The 17,740-nt window shown below is 31.1% G+C and carries 19 protein-coding genes; 9 read left to right on the top strand and 10 right to left on the bottom strand.

Translation table 11 applies throughout. From position 1 onward, the window contains the following. Window positions 1–98: 98 nt before the first annotated feature. From brnQ to MHI13_RS00470, 3 genes are all read right to left on the bottom strand, one after another. The gene (gene brnQ / locus MHI13_RS00480) at window positions 99–1,457 is read right to left on the bottom strand and encodes a branched-chain amino acid transport system II carrier protein (protein ID WP_070548114.1); all 1,359 of its coding nucleotides are present in this window, start codon (window positions 1,455–1,457) and stop codon (window positions 99–101) included. A gap of 214 nt (window positions 1,458–1,671) precedes the next feature. Beyond that, window positions 1,672–1,896 carry a hypothetical protein gene (locus tag MHI13_RS00475; RefSeq protein WP_002449204.1) on the bottom strand — a complete coding sequence of 75 codons (225 nt, stop codon included), beginning with the start codon at window positions 1,894–1,896 and terminating at the stop codon, window positions 1,672–1,674. A 185-nt stretch (window positions 1,897–2,081) separates the two neighbouring features. Beyond that, window positions 2,082–3,074 (bottom strand): metal ABC transporter solute-binding protein, Zn/Mn family, encoded by a 993-nt coding sequence (locus MHI13_RS00470; RefSeq protein ID WP_070548117.1) that lies wholly within the window; start codon window positions 3,072–3,074, stop codon window positions 2,082–2,084. A 139-nt stretch (window positions 3,075–3,213) separates the two neighbouring features. Here MHI13_RS00470 and MHI13_RS00465 point away from each other — a divergent pair, with 139 nt between their 5' ends. The 3 genes from MHI13_RS00465 (at window position 3,214) to arsC (ending at window position 5,524) form a co-directional block, all read left to right on the top strand. After that, window positions 3,214–3,345, top strand: coding sequence for a hypothetical protein (locus MHI13_RS00465; RefSeq protein ID WP_256217923.1), 132 nt, complete (start codon window positions 3,214–3,216; stop codon window positions 3,343–3,345). A 193-nt stretch (window positions 3,346–3,538) separates the two neighbouring features. Next, window positions 3,539–5,086: an SLC13 family permease gene (locus MHI13_RS00460; protein WP_049434179.1), complete on the top strand. Its 1,548-nt coding sequence runs from the start codon at window positions 3,539–3,541 to the stop codon at window positions 5,084–5,086. A gap of 39 nt (window positions 5,087–5,125) precedes the next feature. After that, a complete protein-coding gene (arsC, locus tag MHI13_RS00455; RefSeq protein ID WP_070548120.1) occupies window positions 5,126–5,524 on the top strand; it encodes an arsenate reductase (thioredoxin) in 399 nt (132 codons plus the stop codon). 69 nt (window positions 5,525–5,593) lie between these two features. Here arsC and MHI13_RS00450 read toward each other — a convergent pair whose 3' ends face one another. The 4 genes from MHI13_RS00450 to MHI13_RS00435 all read right to left on the bottom strand — a co-directional run bounded on the left by MHI13_RS00450 (window position 5,594) and on the right by MHI13_RS00435 (window position 8,117). Then, entirely contained in the window at window positions 5,594–5,794 is a 201-nt protein-coding gene (locus MHI13_RS00450; RefSeq protein ID WP_070548123.1) for a hypothetical protein, read from the bottom strand. A 194-nt stretch (window positions 5,795–5,988) separates the two neighbouring features. Then, window positions 5,989–6,858 carry a mechanosensitive ion channel family protein gene (locus MHI13_RS00445; RefSeq protein WP_141744490.1) on the bottom strand — a complete coding sequence of 290 codons (870 nt, stop codon included), beginning with the start codon at window positions 6,856–6,858 and terminating at the stop codon, window positions 5,989–5,991. A 196-nt stretch (window positions 6,859–7,054) separates the two neighbouring features. Next, window positions 7,055–7,567 (bottom strand): universal stress protein, encoded by a 513-nt coding sequence (locus tag MHI13_RS00440; RefSeq protein WP_017174722.1) that lies wholly within the window; start codon window positions 7,565–7,567, stop codon window positions 7,055–7,057. 85 nt (window positions 7,568–7,652) lie between these two features. After that, complete coding sequence (locus tag MHI13_RS00435) at window positions 7,653–8,117, bottom strand: hypothetical protein (protein ID WP_049379049.1); 465 nt, start codon at window positions 8,115–8,117, stop codon at window positions 7,653–7,655. Window positions 8,118–8,308: 191 nt separating this feature from the next. On the opposite strand from MHI13_RS00435, the gene MHI13_RS00430 reads away from it, so the two are divergent. Further along, window positions 8,309–8,641: a membrane protein gene (locus MHI13_RS00430; protein ID WP_017174720.1), complete on the top strand. Its 333-nt coding sequence runs from the start codon at window positions 8,309–8,311 to the stop codon at window positions 8,639–8,641. Between the two features lie 320 nt (window positions 8,642–8,961). Here MHI13_RS00430 and MHI13_RS00425 read toward each other — a convergent pair whose 3' ends face one another. Then, window positions 8,962–10,161, bottom strand: a complete 1,200-nt coding sequence (locus MHI13_RS00425) for a GTP-binding protein (RefSeq protein ID WP_017174719.1) — start codon at window positions 10,159–10,161, stop codon at window positions 8,962–8,964. A 286-nt stretch (window positions 10,162–10,447) separates the two neighbouring features. Next, the gene (locus tag MHI13_RS00420) at window positions 10,448–11,809 is read right to left on the bottom strand and encodes an SLC45 family MFS transporter (protein ID WP_037541663.1); all 1,362 of its coding nucleotides are present in this window, start codon (window positions 11,807–11,809) and stop codon (window positions 10,448–10,450) included. A 417-nt stretch (window positions 11,810–12,226) separates the two neighbouring features. Between MHI13_RS00420 and MHI13_RS00415 the strand changes: the two genes are divergently transcribed. Together MHI13_RS00415 and MHI13_RS00410 are read left to right on the top strand one after the other, a co-directional pair. Beyond that, window positions 12,227–13,633, top strand: a complete 1,407-nt coding sequence (locus MHI13_RS00415; RefSeq protein ID WP_017174717.1) for a glycosyltransferase family 2 protein — start codon at window positions 12,227–12,229, stop codon at window positions 13,631–13,633. 303 nt (window positions 13,634–13,936) lie between these two features. Continuing rightward, window positions 13,937–14,137, top strand: a complete 201-nt coding sequence (locus tag MHI13_RS00410; protein ID WP_017174716.1) for a cold-shock protein — start codon at window positions 13,937–13,939, stop codon at window positions 14,135–14,137. A gap of 9 nt (window positions 14,138–14,146) precedes the next feature. On the opposite strand, the gene MHI13_RS00405 is transcribed toward MHI13_RS00410, so the two are convergent. Continuing rightward, the gene (locus MHI13_RS00405; RefSeq protein ID WP_017174715.1) at window positions 14,147–14,389 is read right to left on the bottom strand and encodes a TetR/AcrR family transcriptional regulator; all 243 of its coding nucleotides are present in this window, start codon (window positions 14,387–14,389) and stop codon (window positions 14,147–14,149) included. Between the two features lie 148 nt (window positions 14,390–14,537). On the opposite strand from MHI13_RS00405, the gene MHI13_RS00400 reads away from it, so the two are divergent. From MHI13_RS00400 to MHI13_RS00390, 3 genes are all read left to right on the top strand, one after another. Further along, window positions 14,538–15,266 (top strand): ABC transporter ATP-binding protein, encoded by a 729-nt coding sequence (locus tag MHI13_RS00400; protein WP_017174714.1) that lies wholly within the window; start codon window positions 14,538–14,540, stop codon window positions 15,264–15,266. After that, window positions 15,263–16,348: an ABC transporter permease gene (locus MHI13_RS00395; protein WP_017174713.1), complete on the top strand. Its 1,086-nt coding sequence runs from the start codon at window positions 15,263–15,265 to the stop codon at window positions 16,346–16,348. Before MHI13_RS00400 ends, MHI13_RS00395 begins: the two co-directional genes overlap by 4 nt. A 273-nt stretch (window positions 16,349–16,621) precedes the next feature. After that, window positions 16,622–17,569 (top strand): ketopantoate reductase family protein, encoded by a 948-nt coding sequence (locus tag MHI13_RS00390; protein ID WP_017174712.1) that lies wholly within the window; start codon window positions 16,622–16,624, stop codon window positions 17,567–17,569. Window positions 17,570–17,740 lie beyond the last annotated feature (171 nt).

Below are 17,740 nucleotides of genomic sequence, written 5' to 3'. Positions count from 1 at the left end.
TGCATTTTATAAATATATTTATACCTTTAAATATATAAAAAAATAAGCTATAAGATCGTATGATTTCAACTTCTTATAGCTTATAGTAAATGGCTTAATTATGCTTGAACTTCGTGTTTGTTGCCACGAACTTTATAGACAATAAGTCCGATAATAAATCCAATTAATGCTGGGACAATCCATCCCATACCAATATCAAAGAATGGTAAATAATTCTCAGCAAAACCGATTAATGATTGTGCGAAGTTCGTTTTCACAAAAGGTTCTGGACTCGCTTTAATACCATCAAAAAATGCAGCAATCACTGTAAATAATGTAGTAAAGCGGTACACAATTGGCGAATTATTAAATAAATGACTTACTAAGGTTAGTAAAATCAGTGTAATGGCTAATGGATAAATAAACATTAATACGGGTAATGAGTACATAATAATTTTTGTTAATCCGACATTCGCAAATATAAACGCCAATACACTAACCATAGTGGCTAATACAATGTAGTTCGTTTTAGGAAATAGTTCTGTAAATGTTTCTGAAAAAGCTGTAATTAAACCAATTGCCGTTTTTAAACACGCCACAATAATAATAAGTGATAAAACAATAATTCCGAAATTACCTAAATAATGTTGGGCAATTTGTGCAAGGGCAATGCCCCCATTTTCACTTACTTTAAATTCTCCAAGACTCATTGTTCCCATTACTGCAAGAAGTGTATAGATGACACCCATGCCAATAATGCTAATGGCCCCCGATTTCACTGTTTCTTTAGCAATATCATTAGGATTTGTAATACCTAATTTTTTAATAGTCGTTACAATAATGATGCCAAATGCTAGTGATGCCAGTGCATCCAATGTATTATACCCATCGATAAAACCTTTTAATAATACACTCTTATTGTAGTCAGGACTTATTGGTGCATGACTTATACTGCCCATTGGGTGAATCAATGCAAGTACGACCACGATACCTAATAAAATCAAAAAGACTGGATTTAAGAACTTGCCAATATAGTCTAAGATTTTAGAGGGTTTACGTGCAAAAAACCAAGCTACGATAAAGAACAACATACTAAAGACAGGTAAAATCCATTTTCCACTGCTTGGAGAAACAAATGGTGAAAAAGCAATTTCATATGATGTTGTTGCAAGTCTTGGTAAAGCAAAGAAGGGTCCAATAACAAGATAAAGACCAATCGTAAATATGTATGCATAAATTTTACTTACGCGTGAAGAAATTGCAAATACACCATTCGTCTTAGAAATACCAATCGCAATAATTCCTAAAAATGGTAAACCGATTGCTGTAATTAAAAATCCTAAATTCGCAAGTAATACGTTTGCGCCTGCCATTTGCCCTAGATGAAGTGGAAAAATTAAGTTTCCTGCTCCAAAGAACAAACCAAAAAGCATCGACCCAATAAAGAGATTCTCTTTAAATGTAAGTTTCTGTTTCATTGTCTTTCCTCGTTTCCCTCTTAAAGTCATAATAGATATTATACATTTTTTTAAAATCAATTTCTTTAGAATTTTTAAAAAAGTTAGATAATAATATAAAAAAAAACTTCTCTTTGCATGATTACATTCATTTTTTATGCAAAAAGAAGTTTTAAGTGTAACCTTATACTCATCGATATTTATCCTTAATTATATAATTTTTAGTTATACAGACTTAGCTAATATATGTATCTGCATGTTCAAGGCGATATGTTTCACCTTTTGCTTTAGCTTCTTCATAAGCTTCATATGTTGTATGTTTAACATCTTCAACTTTGTAATTTACCGTTTTCGCAAATTTCCTTACATCTTCTTCATTTTTGGCCAATACAAATACCGTTAAAATATTGTCATCTACAATGTCTTTATGGTGTTGGTAACGTAGTCTATAAATATTCATGACGCTGTCTCCTTCCAATCTATTAGTGATAAACCCTTACTTCATAAAAATAATAAATAATGCCCTACATATTATTTAAATTTAATATACCACTTTTTTTTGAAAAAGGAAGCCTATAAAAAAGAAGTAAGATAGAATTTACTTGATCTTCATATCTTACTTCTTTACTTTAATATACTTTAATTTTAAGATTCATTTTTTAAAGCTTTTTCAATAGCTTTAATATTTTTCTTCATAAATGATTGATACGTATTACTGTCATTATCTTGTTGTTTAGTATGAGAACCCATATTATAAAATGAAATTGTTTTTGCATGTGTTTCTTTTCTAACCGTGTCTGCAACTTTATTCGACACATTTTCTTCAGCTAGGATATAGTTTACCTTATCCTCTTTAATTTGTTTTACAATAGTTGTAAGATCTTTTTGACTTGGTTCTTCAGCATTCATATTTTCGATTCCTTCTTGCTTAAAACCATAGCGATCAGCTAAATAACCAATAGAATCATGTGAAATATATACTGTTTTACCTTCTTGACCTTTAACAGCACATTTCATATCTTTATCTAAATCCTTCAAATCACTAACTAATTTTTTATAATTCTTTTCATAGTCATCTTTATGTTTAGCATCTTTTTTAACTAATTCATCCTTTATATCTTTCGCAAATTGTTGACTTAATACAGGATCTAACCAAACATGAGGATCATATTTACCATGATGATGCTCATGTTCTTCGTGCTCGCCATGTTCTTCGTGTTCACCGTGTTCATGTTCATCCTCTTCGCCTTTTAACAAATCGGCTTTATTTAAAGATGATTCTAATGATAATGTTTTATTTTTATCATTCATCGCATTTGCAATTTTTTTAGCGACTGGGTCTAGATTATCCCCTGTATATACAAATAAATCTGATTTACCAATATCGACCATTTGTTTTTGACTCGGCTCATATGTATGTGGATCCATTCCATTCGGATAGACTGATTCAACATGAACGTATTTACCACCAATTTGTTGAGCAAAAGATTTCAGTGGATATACTGTCGTTTTTACCTCAAGCTTTTCATTGTTCTCTGATTTTTTATCTTTATCACTACCACTATTGGATGTTCCACAAGCTACAAGTGACAACGTTAAAATACTGATGAAGACTAACATTAAACTTTTCTTAATCATTTTCTTCTCTCCTAAATCGTAATTATTACGTTTTAATAATCGCATTTCATACCGAAATTGTCAATGGGCGATTAAAAAATAAAAATTACTAAATAATTATAATTGTTGTTTTACTACAGTCAGAAAAAGTGTTGAAACAATGAGTGGAGAATATATTGCTATAGATAAAATTAAAGATGATCAACATATCCATATTACTGAACCTAAAGAACAAACTATTAGTTTAGATCAAGTTAACAATATTAAGGAAAATGATTTCGGACGGCTTTAATATATAAGTAACAGAATGAAACAGAATTCCCATTGAATTCAGTGTTTCGCTCTTTTTCATCTCAATATTTCTATGATTATTAACTGTAATTAATAGTTTTTTGAAAATTTTGTGTATTTTAAAATGTAACTCCTAAAATAAAGCGCTTTCTTGTTAAAATAATAATGTAACTATTTTAAGGGAGACGATAATAATGACAAAGGGGAATCAAATCACTAATCAATCTAACAAAGAGAAATCAAATAAAGGATATAAACCCTTATGGATTGTGATTAGTTTTATCGTATTAGTAATTATTTTATTATTACCTACTTCAAGTAGCTTACCGGTCATGGCTAAAGCAGCACTTGCCATTCTTGCTTTTGCCGTAATCATGTGGGTTACTGAAGCAGTATCTTATCCAGTTTCAGCGACTTTAATTTTAGGTCTTATTATATTATTACTTGGCTTTAGTCCTGTTCAACATCTATCAGAACAACTTGGTCATCCTAAAAGTGGAGACACCATTCTTAAGGGAAGCGAATTATTAGGAACAAACAATGCTCTGAGTCTCGCATTTAGTGGTTTTTCTACTTCTGCAGTGGCACTTGTGACCGCCGCTTTATTCTTAGCAGTTGCCATGCAAGAAACCAATCTTCATAAACGACTAGCACTTTATGTCCTTTCAATTGTAGGAAATAAAACAAAACATATTGTTATCGGTGCAATTTTAGTATCAATTGTATTAGCCTTTTTTGTACCTTCTGCTACGGCTCGTGCCGGTGCTGTCGTACCCATTTTACTTGGAATGATTGCAGCCTTTAAAGTGAGTAAAGATAGTAAACTAGCATCACTTCTTATTATTACATCCGTACAAGCTGTATCGATTTGGAATATCGGTATCAAAACTGCGGCTGCACAAAATATCGTCGCTATCAATTTCATTAATCAAAACTTAGGCTATAACGTGTCTTGGGGTGAATGGTTTTTATACGCCGCACCATGGTCTATACTGATGTCTATTGCCTTATATTTCATTATGATGAAAGTGATGCCACCTGAACGAGATGCCATTGAAGGTGGTAAAGAATTGATTAAACATGACTTAAACGAACTAGGCCCAATGAGTGCTAGAGAATGGCGACTCATTGTCATTTCTATCTTATTACTGATCTTTTGGTCTACCGAAAAAGTACTTCACCCTATCGATTCAGCAAGTGTTACTCTAATTGCATTAGGTATGATGTTAATGCCTAAAATCGGTGTGATTACTTGGAAAGGCGTTGAAAAGAAAATTCCATGGGGAACAATTATCGTCTTTGGTGTAGGCATCTCACTTGGTAACGTTTTACTTAAAACAGGCGCTGCTCAATGGCTCAGTGATAAAACATTTGGATTAATGGGCCTAAAAGGGTTACCAATTATCGCAACGATTGCACTCATTACATTATTCAATATTTTAATTCATTTAGGCTTTGCGAGTGCAACAAGCTTATCATCTGCATTGATCCCAGTATTTATTTCATTAACTTCAACATTAGGTTTAGGCGATCATTCTATCGGTTTCGTTTTAATACAACAATTTGTGATTAGCTTTGGATTCTTATTACCAGTGAGTGCACCACAAAATATGTTGGCCTATGGTACGGATACATTTACTGTTAAAGATTTCTTAAAATCAGGTATCCCCCTCACTATTATAGGTTATATTCTTGTGATTTTATTTAGCTTAACGTATTGGAAATGGTTAGGATTAGTGTAGAATAAAGTCAGATTAATTTTATAGATAGAGAGGTTTATCATGACCAAAAAAACCATTTATTTTATTTGTACAGGGAATTCTTGTCGTAGCCAAATGGCTGAGGGTTTTGGAAAAGCAATTTTAGGTGATGAGTGGAATGTATATTCAGGAGGCATTGAAACACATGGTGTTAATCCTAAGGCAGTTGAAGCCATGAAAGAAGTGGGTATCGACATTTCCAATCATACCTCTGATTTAATTGATGATACGATTTTAAAACAGTCAGACTTAGTAGTAACATTATGCAGTCATGCTGATGCACATTGTCCTACTATTCCATCAGGTGTTAAAAAAGAACATTGGGGCTTCGATGACCCAGCCGGAAAAGATTGGTCAGAATTCCAACGTGTTCGAGATGACATTAAAAATGCAATTGAACAATTTAAATATAGAACATAATAAAACAGCAGTTTCTACGTATTTGACGTAGAAACTGCTGTTTATTGATATAGCCATGCTTACCAAAACTTACCAAAAGTCACTTTTTACAATATCTTTTCTCTCGATGTCTAAATTTGGAATGTCCCTCTCATTCGCAACCGCATCTTTATAATTTAAATTAAGTGCCTCAATAGCTTTATCAAACGTCACATTATCTTTACACATGTACTCCCATACATTTTTATTGATGTACGCATTACCATCATAATAAAAGTCTTTCACCCACATTACTTATCATCCCTTTCTATTTACTACAGTTCGATATTACACCTAAAGTGTAATGTAGGCAAATCTTAAATAATTAGAAATCATTAATTATTTATCCGTTTATATGATGATAATTAAATGAATTTTTGATCATTAAACGTTGTTATAAAGACCTTATGAAAAAATTTTAAAAACCTATGATGATAAACATTTGTTTATTTTTCTTCATCTTCTAATTTCACAAGTGTTGGTTTAGGCGTATGAATTCCTACATCATTAAAGTAACTTATGATTTCTTTTCTTAATAAACGTTGGCCTGGGAATTGCATGCCCGGTTTAACATGAGCTAATAATTTAATTACCATTTCATTACCATCAATACTATCTAAACCGAGTAGATCAGGTGCCGCAACGAACATATCGTATTTATCTTTTAATGTTGGTAAGAATGCTTTTAATTCTTTTTCAATAACGTCATAATCTTCATTTGGAGAAATTGGAATTGCAATAAGGGGTGATACATCTGTCTTAGAATAATTTACAATTTCACTAATTGTGCCATTAGGTAAGGTATACACTTCTCCAGTATCAGATTGAATACGAGTAGATCGTAATCCTATGGTTTGTACGGTTCCTTCTGCAATCGTTACACCTGATGAATTAATTTGAACATAATCGCTGACATCGAATTGTCCCTCAAAAATAACAAAAAAGCCGGTAATGATATCTTTTACAACAGTCTGGGCACCAAAACCAACGGCTAAACCAACGACACCGGCTCCAGCTAAAATAGCTGAGACGCTAATTCCAAAACGAGAGAGAACCGATGTAAGAACAATAAACCAAACAACATAACTAATTAAATTTTGAACAAGTGTTGAAAGTGTCTCACTTCTTTTAATTTTATAACGTGTCTTCTTCTTCTCATTGACTTTAAAAAATTTTGTTACTACTTTTCTAGAAATTGCAATAACAATCATACCTAATAAGATATAGGCAATAATAATTAAAATATTGGCTAGTAAATTTTGATAAAACTCTATCTTCGTTAATGGTTCAACAAATTTAATAAACAGTTGTTTCATTTGATTCACGTTGATATGATTCTCCTTTTATACTTATATTTTTAAATGATTGCGCGCCATTATTTAGAACACGACACTTAAATAAAAATGATACCATATTTTATATTTTATCTAAAATCATCACTTGATTTATACTTCCCATAAAAAACTTCATCCTCACTACTTCGTGAGAATGAAGTCATATATTAAATCATTATTATTTATGGTCTGAACTTTCAAAATATCGTCTTCTAAATTCTGGGGTTGCTACTTTTGATTCAAAGTCTTCTGGAATTTCTTCAGTACGTACGACTAATACATCACATGGCGCATGACGTACAATTGCTTCTGATACTGAACCAATCATAAAACGTTCGACTGCATTTAAGCCTGAAGCACCACACATAATTAAATCAACATTCAATTCATTTGCTAAATTTTTAGGAATAAGTAATTTCGGTGGGCCAAGTTCAAGTCGTGTTTCTACATTTGTCACGCCTTCTTTAACAGCGAGTTCTTTATAGCCTTCAAGTAATTTCTCAGAATACTCTTTAGACGGATCGAATTGAGATGCGTACACTTCATAAGCGGTATATGTTCTTGTATCAATCACATGCACAATCGTTAGCTTTGCATCATTACGTTTTGCTACATCAACGGCTTTATTAAAGGCCCATTCTGCTTCGTTTGATCCATCAACTGCAATTAAAATGTTTTTGTATGATAACATTTTAATCTCCCCCTTATCTGTTCTCATCTTTATTTTAGCACTATTTCAAAAAAATTAGTATTAATATGTAAAGCGCTTTCAAAATTTATATCATACGTTCTTCGCTATCAATTTGATACTGTAAGTAGGATAAAATAGCGCTATAACATCCTAATGATATCGTTAAAACAAATGGTAAAAGTTTGATTGATAACTCTCGGGTATGTTTAGAACTCGTTAATGTTAAATGATCAGTTAAAGCTTGCATATCTATATGACTAAAGCTTGCATAACTAATAATTACAAAAAAAGTTAACATCGCCATTAATTTCATTTTATTTACAAAGTCACTACTAAACTGAATCATTGAAAAAGCTAAAATAAGAATAATAATATTGAATATAACACTAAAAATAATCCACAACATAATAAATGTCGGATGATTTAATTTCTCCATGTTTAAAATATTTCCTTCGACCATTAAAGGTATTAAGAAACTAAATAAAATTGAAATGCTAAATGTAATGATCATTGTTAGTAATGCCCCTAACAGATTTAAAAATTCCCGCATAATATCCACCTTTTAAAAGTTAATATATTAATATTGTACAATTTAATACATTTATATGCTATATTCATCAAAATATTTAATTAACTATTTTCAACATCAACCTTATACTAACTTACAGTGTTGTAATTTTAGAATATCTTACTTACTATTTATTTTATTATATGTTTTTATAGAATTGAGGTGATCATGATATGCCAAATGAAAACTATAGAGAAAATGATATTTTAGGAGGCATTAGCTATTTAAGTGTCTTCTTTGCACCAGTATTATTTCCACTTATTGTATGGATCGTCGCACAACCACCAGCTTCGACCCATGCTAGAAATGCGTTATTCAATCACATCATGAGTTGGGTTATGGTGGTATTAGGATTAGTAACCCTATCTATTTCCCCGGCTTTTGTAAATAGTGAACGCGGTATCGGTTGGATCATTGCAATCCTCATCGCAGTTCTTTTCTTTATATGGGCACTTGTGCTATTTTTAAAAAATATCATTAGAGGTATTAAATTAATGATGCCATAAAAAAAAGAGGAAGTGACGATAATCTCGTCGTTTCCTCTTTAATTTTATTAATCTCTTGTTGTATGAAACTAAAAAATGACCAATCAAATATTTTAAACTTTATCGTTTTCAGTATAAAAAGCAATACTATAATGTTGTTTGTGAGAATTATATATATACTTTTATTCCATTATGATTGTCTACTGTAATTATAATAAGGTTTGGTCGTTTTAGTATTAGATTGCGCTTGCAATACTATATTACGAAAAGTAATATGATGTTTATATGAAAATTGTAATACATATTTTTATCATCATAACTTGTTTAATATCCATTATTTCTTAAGGTTTTCTTATTTTCCAATGATAAGGATCTTCAAGTTGATACCAATCAGAATTCATTTCGCTACTATTTAGCAGGCATTCATCGAGTTTTTTTTCGATTTTTTCTTGATCTAAGTCGGTACCAATAATGACAAATTGTGTATTTCTATCCCCATATTCAATATCCCAGCTTTCCGCTACGTCACGACGTTGAGCAAGTATCTCTTCACGTTTTTCTTTAGGCATTGATGCAACCCAATATGTAACTGGGCTGATATTACATGACGATCCTGCTTGTGACAGTAAACACGCAACCTCGTTATATTGCGCAAGCCATACAATACCTTTTGAACGAACAATGTTTTGAGGCATTTGTTCTAACCAATCATTGAAACGTTTCGCGTGAAACGGTAATCGTCTTGAATAGACAAACGAACTCATACCATATTCTTCAGTTTCCGGTGTATGTGCCTCATGGCCGCCTTCTGTTAGCTCCTTAATCCATCCTGCAGAATTGCTAGCTTTTTCAAAATCAAATCGTCCTGTATCTAAGACATCATTAATATCTACTTGAGACTGCGTTGTTTTAATTATTTTTGCATCTGGTTGTAATGTTCTAAGTATATGTTCTAATTTATCTAGCGCTTCATTTGTAACTAAATCTGTTTTATTCAATACAAGTACATCACAGAATTCAACTTGGTCTATTAATAAATCCGCAATTGAACGTTCATCTGTCACATCCGCACCTTGATTACGATCCACAAGTAAATCTTCAGAATGAATATCATTAACAAATCGATTCGCATCAACGACCGTAACCATCGTATCTAAACGACAAATCGAAGTGAGATCTATTCCCATCGCTTCATCGATATACGAGAACGTTTGCGCTACAGGTACTGGTTCAGAAATGCCTGTAGATTCAATAACGATATAATCAATATTGCCTTTATGTACGAGTCGTTCAACTTCTTTTAATAAATCGTCACGTAACGTGCAACAAATACATCCATTAGATAGTTCAACTAATTTTTCATCTGTTCTAGACATTCCACCACCATCAGCAACTAAATCTTTATCAATATTGACCTCACTCATATCATTTACAATGACTGCAATACGACGACCTTCTCGATGATTTAAAATATGGTTTAGTAACGTTGTCTTCCCTGAGCCTAAATAACCACTTAATACAGTTACAGGTATCTTACTCATTTGTATCTCTCCTTTTTAAATCGTAACTATTACGATTTAAATTGTACAGGGATATTTAAGATTGTCAATATGAATTAAATGAATGATGTATGATATAACTTTTCTATGGCGAGTGATTTACCGCGTATGTCCTCACCTATACTTCAAGGTTTGATATTCCTTAAAGGTATTACACTTTTAATGACATCATTATATTGTTTATGAAACATTGCTGATAGTTTTTTATAAAAAAAGAGCGAAAAATTATTTTTCGCTCTTACACATTATAAATAAATTTTTTAGTATTTCATTCAAATTTTGCGTTAATAAATTTAACTGAGATTGCACCCAGAAGCATCATGATTCCTGCAAATAATAACATCGCAGGCATTGAACTTCCTAATAGTGGGAAAAGTGCAAAGCTTACTACAGAAGCGACAATTTGTGGTAGACAAATACTTGTATTAAATAAACCTAGATAAGCACCTGAATTTTCTCCATCAATTGCTTCGGTTAATAGTGTAAATGGTTGAGTATTCATCGTTAAGTTATTAATACCAATAAATATAAATGAAATAATGAGTAACCATTGGTTATGAATAAAGAACATTGAAATAAGACCTAACCCACCAAAAATTAATCCAAAACTATACCAAAATTTTCTTTGAGAGGGTTTAGATTTTGCAATGACAAAACCAAAAATAACTGAACTTAAAAATTGTATACAGTATAACACACCATACCAGTTCCCTGCTGCTTGATATCCTGCTGAAGAAGGGTCTGTCGCATTCCATACATTTTTTGCTATTGCACCTGTTGAATACGTCCAGAGATACATTAATGCAAACCAGTTAAAAAATTGAACTACACTAATTTGCCAAAATTGTTTAGGCGCAGTTTTTAACAGTTGCCATAAATTTAATTTCTCATTCCTATTGTCATCTGAAATGCCGTGATAATAGTTATATGTTTTAGGTTCATATTCTTTAACGGAAAGAACCGTCCAAATAGAAGCAATGAGTAATACCGCTGCTGCAATATAATAAGCTATTTTTACTGTCATCGGTACTTCCCCTTTAGGCGCTACATTACTCATTCCCATAATTGTTAGTAAAAATGGTAATAGTGTAGCAATAATACCACCTAAATTTGAGAAGATTTGTTGCCATGACCAGGCCATATCTCTTTGTTTTTCGTTTACCATATCTCCAATAATCATTTTATAGGGCTGCATACACGCATTTGACGTCAAATCCATAAGTAACGTCATGATTGCACCAAATGACAACGCCATAAGTGATGCATATCCAAATCCAAACGAACCTGCATTAGGTAGTAGGACTAATACGATCGCTCCAATGGGACCAGCAATTAAAAGATACGGCATCCGACGTCCAAATCTAGTCCAAGTTCTATCAGAATAGTATCCAATAAGTGGTTGTACAATCATTCCTGCTAATGGCGGCAAAATAAAAAACCAACCTAAATTATTAGGATCGGCGCCGAGCGTTTGAAATATTCTTCCCATCATTGCTGATTGAAGTGCAAATGCCATGTTTACTCCGAAGAAACCAAATGTAATAGAAAAAATAACTGCTTTTTTTAAATAGGGTAGCGTAATACCTTGTTCTTCAGTATTTTTAGTATGTATTTGATCTGTATCTTTCATTTCTATCTCTCCTATTTATTACTTGATATAGTCATTTAATTCAATAATTAAATAGCTATATCAAATAACAATTTGTTGGAATCGTTTTCAACTGTAATTATAACATTTTTGAGTTTCTTTGAGAACGCTCGCATTTCCTATAAATAAATCAGAGTTCATTTTATTTTCTAATCTCATATATATCATAATTACCTAATTTAGGTATTTTTATAGATAATTAAAGATTATTGTGATGATAATAGATATATTAATACTTAAAAACAAAATATATAACATAATCTATAATTAGATTATTACAATAAATAACGATAGAAAAAATTGATTATATTAAATATAATTAGATTATTATTTGTATTTTAACTACTTTTTAAAATACATTAGATTATCAAAAAGATTACTAATTAAAGGAGTATAAAAATGAAGGTTATAAAGAGTAAAGAAATCAATCATAGGCCTAAAGTAAGTGTATTAATTAGTACGTATAACAAAGAAAAATTTATTAATAAAACATTAGATAGTGTCTTAAAACAATCGATGGATATGAGAGATTTTGAATTAATCGTGGTGGATGACTGTTCTACTGACCAAACCGTTGATATTGTTTCTAAAAAAATAGACAGTTTTTCTAATTACAAATTTATTCAATTAGATCAAAATTCGGGTACACCTGCGAAACCACGAAATTTATCTATTGATTTAAGTAAGGGAAAGTACATCATGTTTATAGACGGTGATGATTGGTTACCTGAAGATGCTCTAGAAAAGTTATATACACTTTTAAAAACAAACAAGACAGACTATGCTACAGGCTTAACAAAATATGTGCATAGTGATCGCATAGCTAGAAGTGGCGTTGCTCTATCTAAAATTGCATATAATAAAGTAGATTTAAAACACTTTAGAAAATCATTTTATCATTTAGCACCTGCTGGTCGTATGATTAAAGCTAGCGTCATTAAAAAGAATCATATTCAATTTCCAGAAATGATTTTTGGAGAAGATTTACAATTTTTCGCAGAAGTCTTTTTCAATACTAAACGTATTAGTACAACACAAGATGTGGTTTATTGTGCTAACCGTTACGACGATAATATTTCTTTAGTAAAATCAGAAAAATCAACACATATTAATCGTATGAAATGGCAAGGTGAAGCCTATCGTCACTTAATGAGTAAATATAAAAATAATAAATTAATGCCTAATTTACTATATCGTATTATTAATAAAGATGTTTTAGAAGCTAAATTCTATAAAAAAGGCTTTATTAAAAACATAAATGAGTTACTTCCTATTTTTCAAAATATCATTCATATGGTAGATGAACATTTCGATGCTTTAGACTATGCAGATGATGATTTAAACCGACAAGCCATCAAACTAATACGTGAGGGGAATAAAGAAGACATTATCAGTTTTGTTAAATTCTATCTTAAAAAAGATGATAAGCCGCTTCATGAGAAAAACGATATATATTACTATTCGTTTAAAGGAACACATTACAAAAAAAGAATGCATCCTACATTACTAAAAATCTCTCAAGAGAATGATAAGGTGTTCTTAAAAATACTTTCTAAAAACTCTGAGTTAAAGTATCTAGAAGTAAAACATCGAAAAGATCCAACTCAATTCATCGTATTAGATATTAAGAAACATCGTTTTAAATCTGAAGAATATACTGTTCAATTTACAACAAAGAATTTACCTGATGGAAAATTAGCTCTTACAGTTTTAGATAAAGATTTAAATGGCTCAGTTATCAAATCAGGCATGCGTTTTGATTTTTATGAAACTGTTGGTGGCAATTTAGGATATATTAAAAAGTAATTAAAATCTTAGATGTTTCGCCACCGTAGCATTCATTTTACATATATTTATTCGATATATGTAAAATAACGATCTTAATAAATTATAAATCTTAGTCTTGTTATCTATGTATTTTTATAATTCCAAAAGAAATTATGCTAAATTTCAAAATAATGCTGTACTTATTCATTCAAAAGGTGTATAGTTGGTTTCACGTAATAAAAGCTCGTATTTTGGATTGTAGTATATTTTTATAGAATATTCTCTTTTAATTTATGAATTTGTTACAAATATGATGTGCAAAAGCACTTGGAGGTATTCTATATGAATAACGGTACAGTTAAATGGTTTAACGCAGAAAAAGGGTTTGGATTTATCGAAAGAGAAGACGGTGACGATGTGTTTGTTCACTTCTCAGGTATCGCTACTGATGGATATAAAACTTTAGAAGAAGGTCAAAAAGTAGAGTTTGACATCACTGAAGGTCAACGTGGCGAACAAGCAACAAATGTTGTCCCTGTTTAAACATAAATTTTAGCACAAGCATGTATGTATACGTGCTTGTGCTTTTTTTATCATTTCTTTTTGATATTGATATAAAAAATCATCTTTATTTGTATAATGTTGATAAAAAGTCCCTCTACTAATACCACTTTCTCGACAAATATCTTTGACGTTTATATCTTTATAAGGTTTATCTTCTAATAGTCGAATCATACCGTTTTCAATTTTAGTTAATGTTTTATATACACGTTTATCTACAATGTTTTCATTCATTTACTGATTTCTCCTAAACAATATTGAACACTTATCATTGTTGTGTCTGATTATTTTTAATTAATACACTCTAACTTAGAAAATTAACTTATATTGACTATACAGTAATTAAACACAGTGTCAAATTCAAATAAGGAGGAAACATCATATGGCACAAACGATTGCAAAATTAACTGATGCAGTAAAGCAGTACGATAAACATAACGTATTAGATCATATTAGCTTAAATATTCAAGAAGGAGAATTACTCGGTCTCATAGGACCAAGTGGGTCTGGTAAAACCACGACAATCAAGTGTTTACTTGGTATGGAAAAATTGAATTCGGGTTCTACAGAAATATTTGGACAGCGTATGCCTAACCGTCAAGTGTTAAGCCGTATTGGTTATATGGGACAGAATACTGCACTCTATGAGTCATTATCTGCTAAAGAGAATCTTATCTTTTTTGGCCATCTAGCGGGAATAAAAGGTAAACAGTTAATAAAAAGCATTAACCACAATATGGAGCTAGTTAATTTAGAGAATGCACTAAATAAGACGGTTAATACATTTTCAGGCGGTATGCAACGTCGATTATCATTAGCCATTACACTCTTATCTAACCCAAGTCTCATTATATTAGATGAACCTACAGTAGGTATTGACCCTAAATTAAGACAACAAATATGGAATCAGTTAAAGTCTCTAACTAAACAAGGTAAAACGGTTATCGTTACAACACATGTCATGGATGAAGCTGAACGTTGTGATAAAATCGGCCTCATTGTAGAGGGTCGACTCTTCGCCATAGGTACACCAAATGAATTAAAACAAAAATTCAATGTTGAAACAATAGAAGAGGTCTTTATTAAAGCTGAGGAGGTTAAAAATCAATGAAACTTTTAGCAATGATTCAACGCGTCATCATTGAATTATTAAAAGATAAACGTACACTCGCACTTATGTTTTTAGCGCCTTTATTAGTCCTTACATTAATGTATTTTATTTTCAATTCAGATGAAGATACAACATTAACTATTGGTGTTGACCACTCAGTATCCACTCAAATTACAGAGGGTATTAAAAGTGACGATGTTAAATTTAAGGATTTTCCATCTAATCAACATATTAAATCTAAAATTGAACATCATCATTTAGATGCTTTTATTTATCAAAATAATCAAACCATACATGTTACGTACACTAATGAAGATCCAAGTAAATCCGCTTCGATTAAACAACTCCTTCATCAGTCCATTCAAAAAGATAAAATGAATGATATAAAAAAAGTAATGGTGTCTTTACCACAGTCTGCTAAAAATAAAGACGCTAAAGATATCCAATTAGAGAATACCTATTTATATGGTGATGAACATAGTAATTATTTCGATAAAATGTTCCCTATTCTTATGAGTTTCTTTGTCTTTTTATTTGTTTTTCTTATCTCAGGCATAGCACTTTTAAGAGAGCGTACAACTGGAACATTAGAACGTGTACTTGCGACACCAATTAAAAGAAGTGACATTGTTTTTGGTTACTTAATTGGATATGGGGTTTTTGCTATTATTCAAACTTTAATTATTGTATTTTTCTCAATATACTTATTAAATATCAATTTAGCAGGCAGTCTTACTTACGTTATACTTATTAATATTTTATTAGCTATTGCAGCATTAGTAATGGGAATTTTCATTTCAACATTTGCAAATTCAGAATTTCAAATGGTGCAATTCATACCTATTGTTGCTATTCCACAGGTATTCTTTTCTGGAATTTTCCCACTAGAAAATATGTCACCGTGGTTAAGTAACATAGGATACTTATTCCCACTAAGATACGCTGGTCACGCCTTAACAAACATTATGATTAAGGGTCAAGGATGGTCTAATATATGGTTTGATGTATTAATACTATTTGTTTTCATTATCATATTTACTACGATGAATATGATTGGTTTAAAACGATATCGAAAAGTCTAATATAACTTTCGTGTTAATTATAATCCTGATACTAACGTACTTAAATGAAACTAAGTATCAGGATTTATTTTTATTACATTTATATTCTTCTTTCAATAAACTATACACGTAATGATCTGAAAATTATCCTTATCACTATTGATTTAATAGAACATACATTTTTACTTGATGCATATTTGTATTCCAAAATAAATGAACACGAGGTAAAAAAAGTTTAAAAAAATTGTCTGTGTGAAAATACATACTATATAAAGAAAATAAGGAGTGTTAAGTATGGCTAATAAAATTGCAATTGCTGGTGCGGGTGCAATGGGAAGCCGTATTGGTACTTACCTAAAACAAAGTGGACAAGATGTTACATTAATAGATTACTGGAAAGATCATGTTCATCGAATAAATGAAAAAGGAGTAGAAGTTCAAACTGAACATGATACTTATACTGTTGAAATGCATGCCACATTCCCTGAAGAGGTCAATCAAACCTATGATATTATTGTACTTTTAACAAAATCAATGCAATCTGAACAAATGATGCAAATTTTAAAAGAGCAGGGAGCAATTAGCGAGGATACTGCCATCTTATGTATGATGAATGGTTTAGGCCATGACGAACGTCTATCACAATTTGTTCCAAAATCACAAATTTTCTTAGCCGTAACAATGTGGACAGCTGGATTACGTGGTCCAGGTCAATTGCTATTAGAAGGTGAAGGTTCAATTGACTTTCAACGTGCTGATGGTAAAAAAGACCCACGTACTCAAGAAATTGCAGATATCTTAAATCAAGCCCATTTAAATGCCACTATCAGTAATGATGTATTTAAAGCGATATGGTCTAAAGCTACGCTTAACAGTGTTTTAAATCCATTGTGCACGATATTAGATAAAACAATTGGTGAATTGGGCGCTTATGATCATTCTAGAGCAATGATACGCCCAATCATTGAAGAAATTGTCGACGTAGCACATGCTAAAAATGTAGATATTCATATTAACGACTTAATCTCGAAAATTGAAGCAGCTTATCCTGATCATGCACAAGGTTTACACTATCCTTCAATGCATCAAGATTATAATCATGGTCGTTTAACTGAAATAGATTACTTAAATGGTCAAATTGTGGACTATGGTAAATCATTAGGTATCGAAACTCCTAATAATGAACTGATTACTCATCTCATTCATCAATTAGAAATGAAGTTAAATATAAATGAATATTAAGTAATATGAAACGAACTAGATCACTTTGGTAAATGATTGAAAAATTGTTTACTCTTTTGATACATTTTTATGATTGTATAACCCCCTAAACTTATTATAGCTTAGGGGGTTGTTGCTTAATCATATATGTGAATTGAAAGCTAATCAATCTGATATGAAGTAACATATTTT

Source organism: Staphylococcus sp. FSL K6-0223, from assembly GCF_038008285.1.
This window is presented reverse-complemented; position numbering and strand designations above follow the sequence as displayed.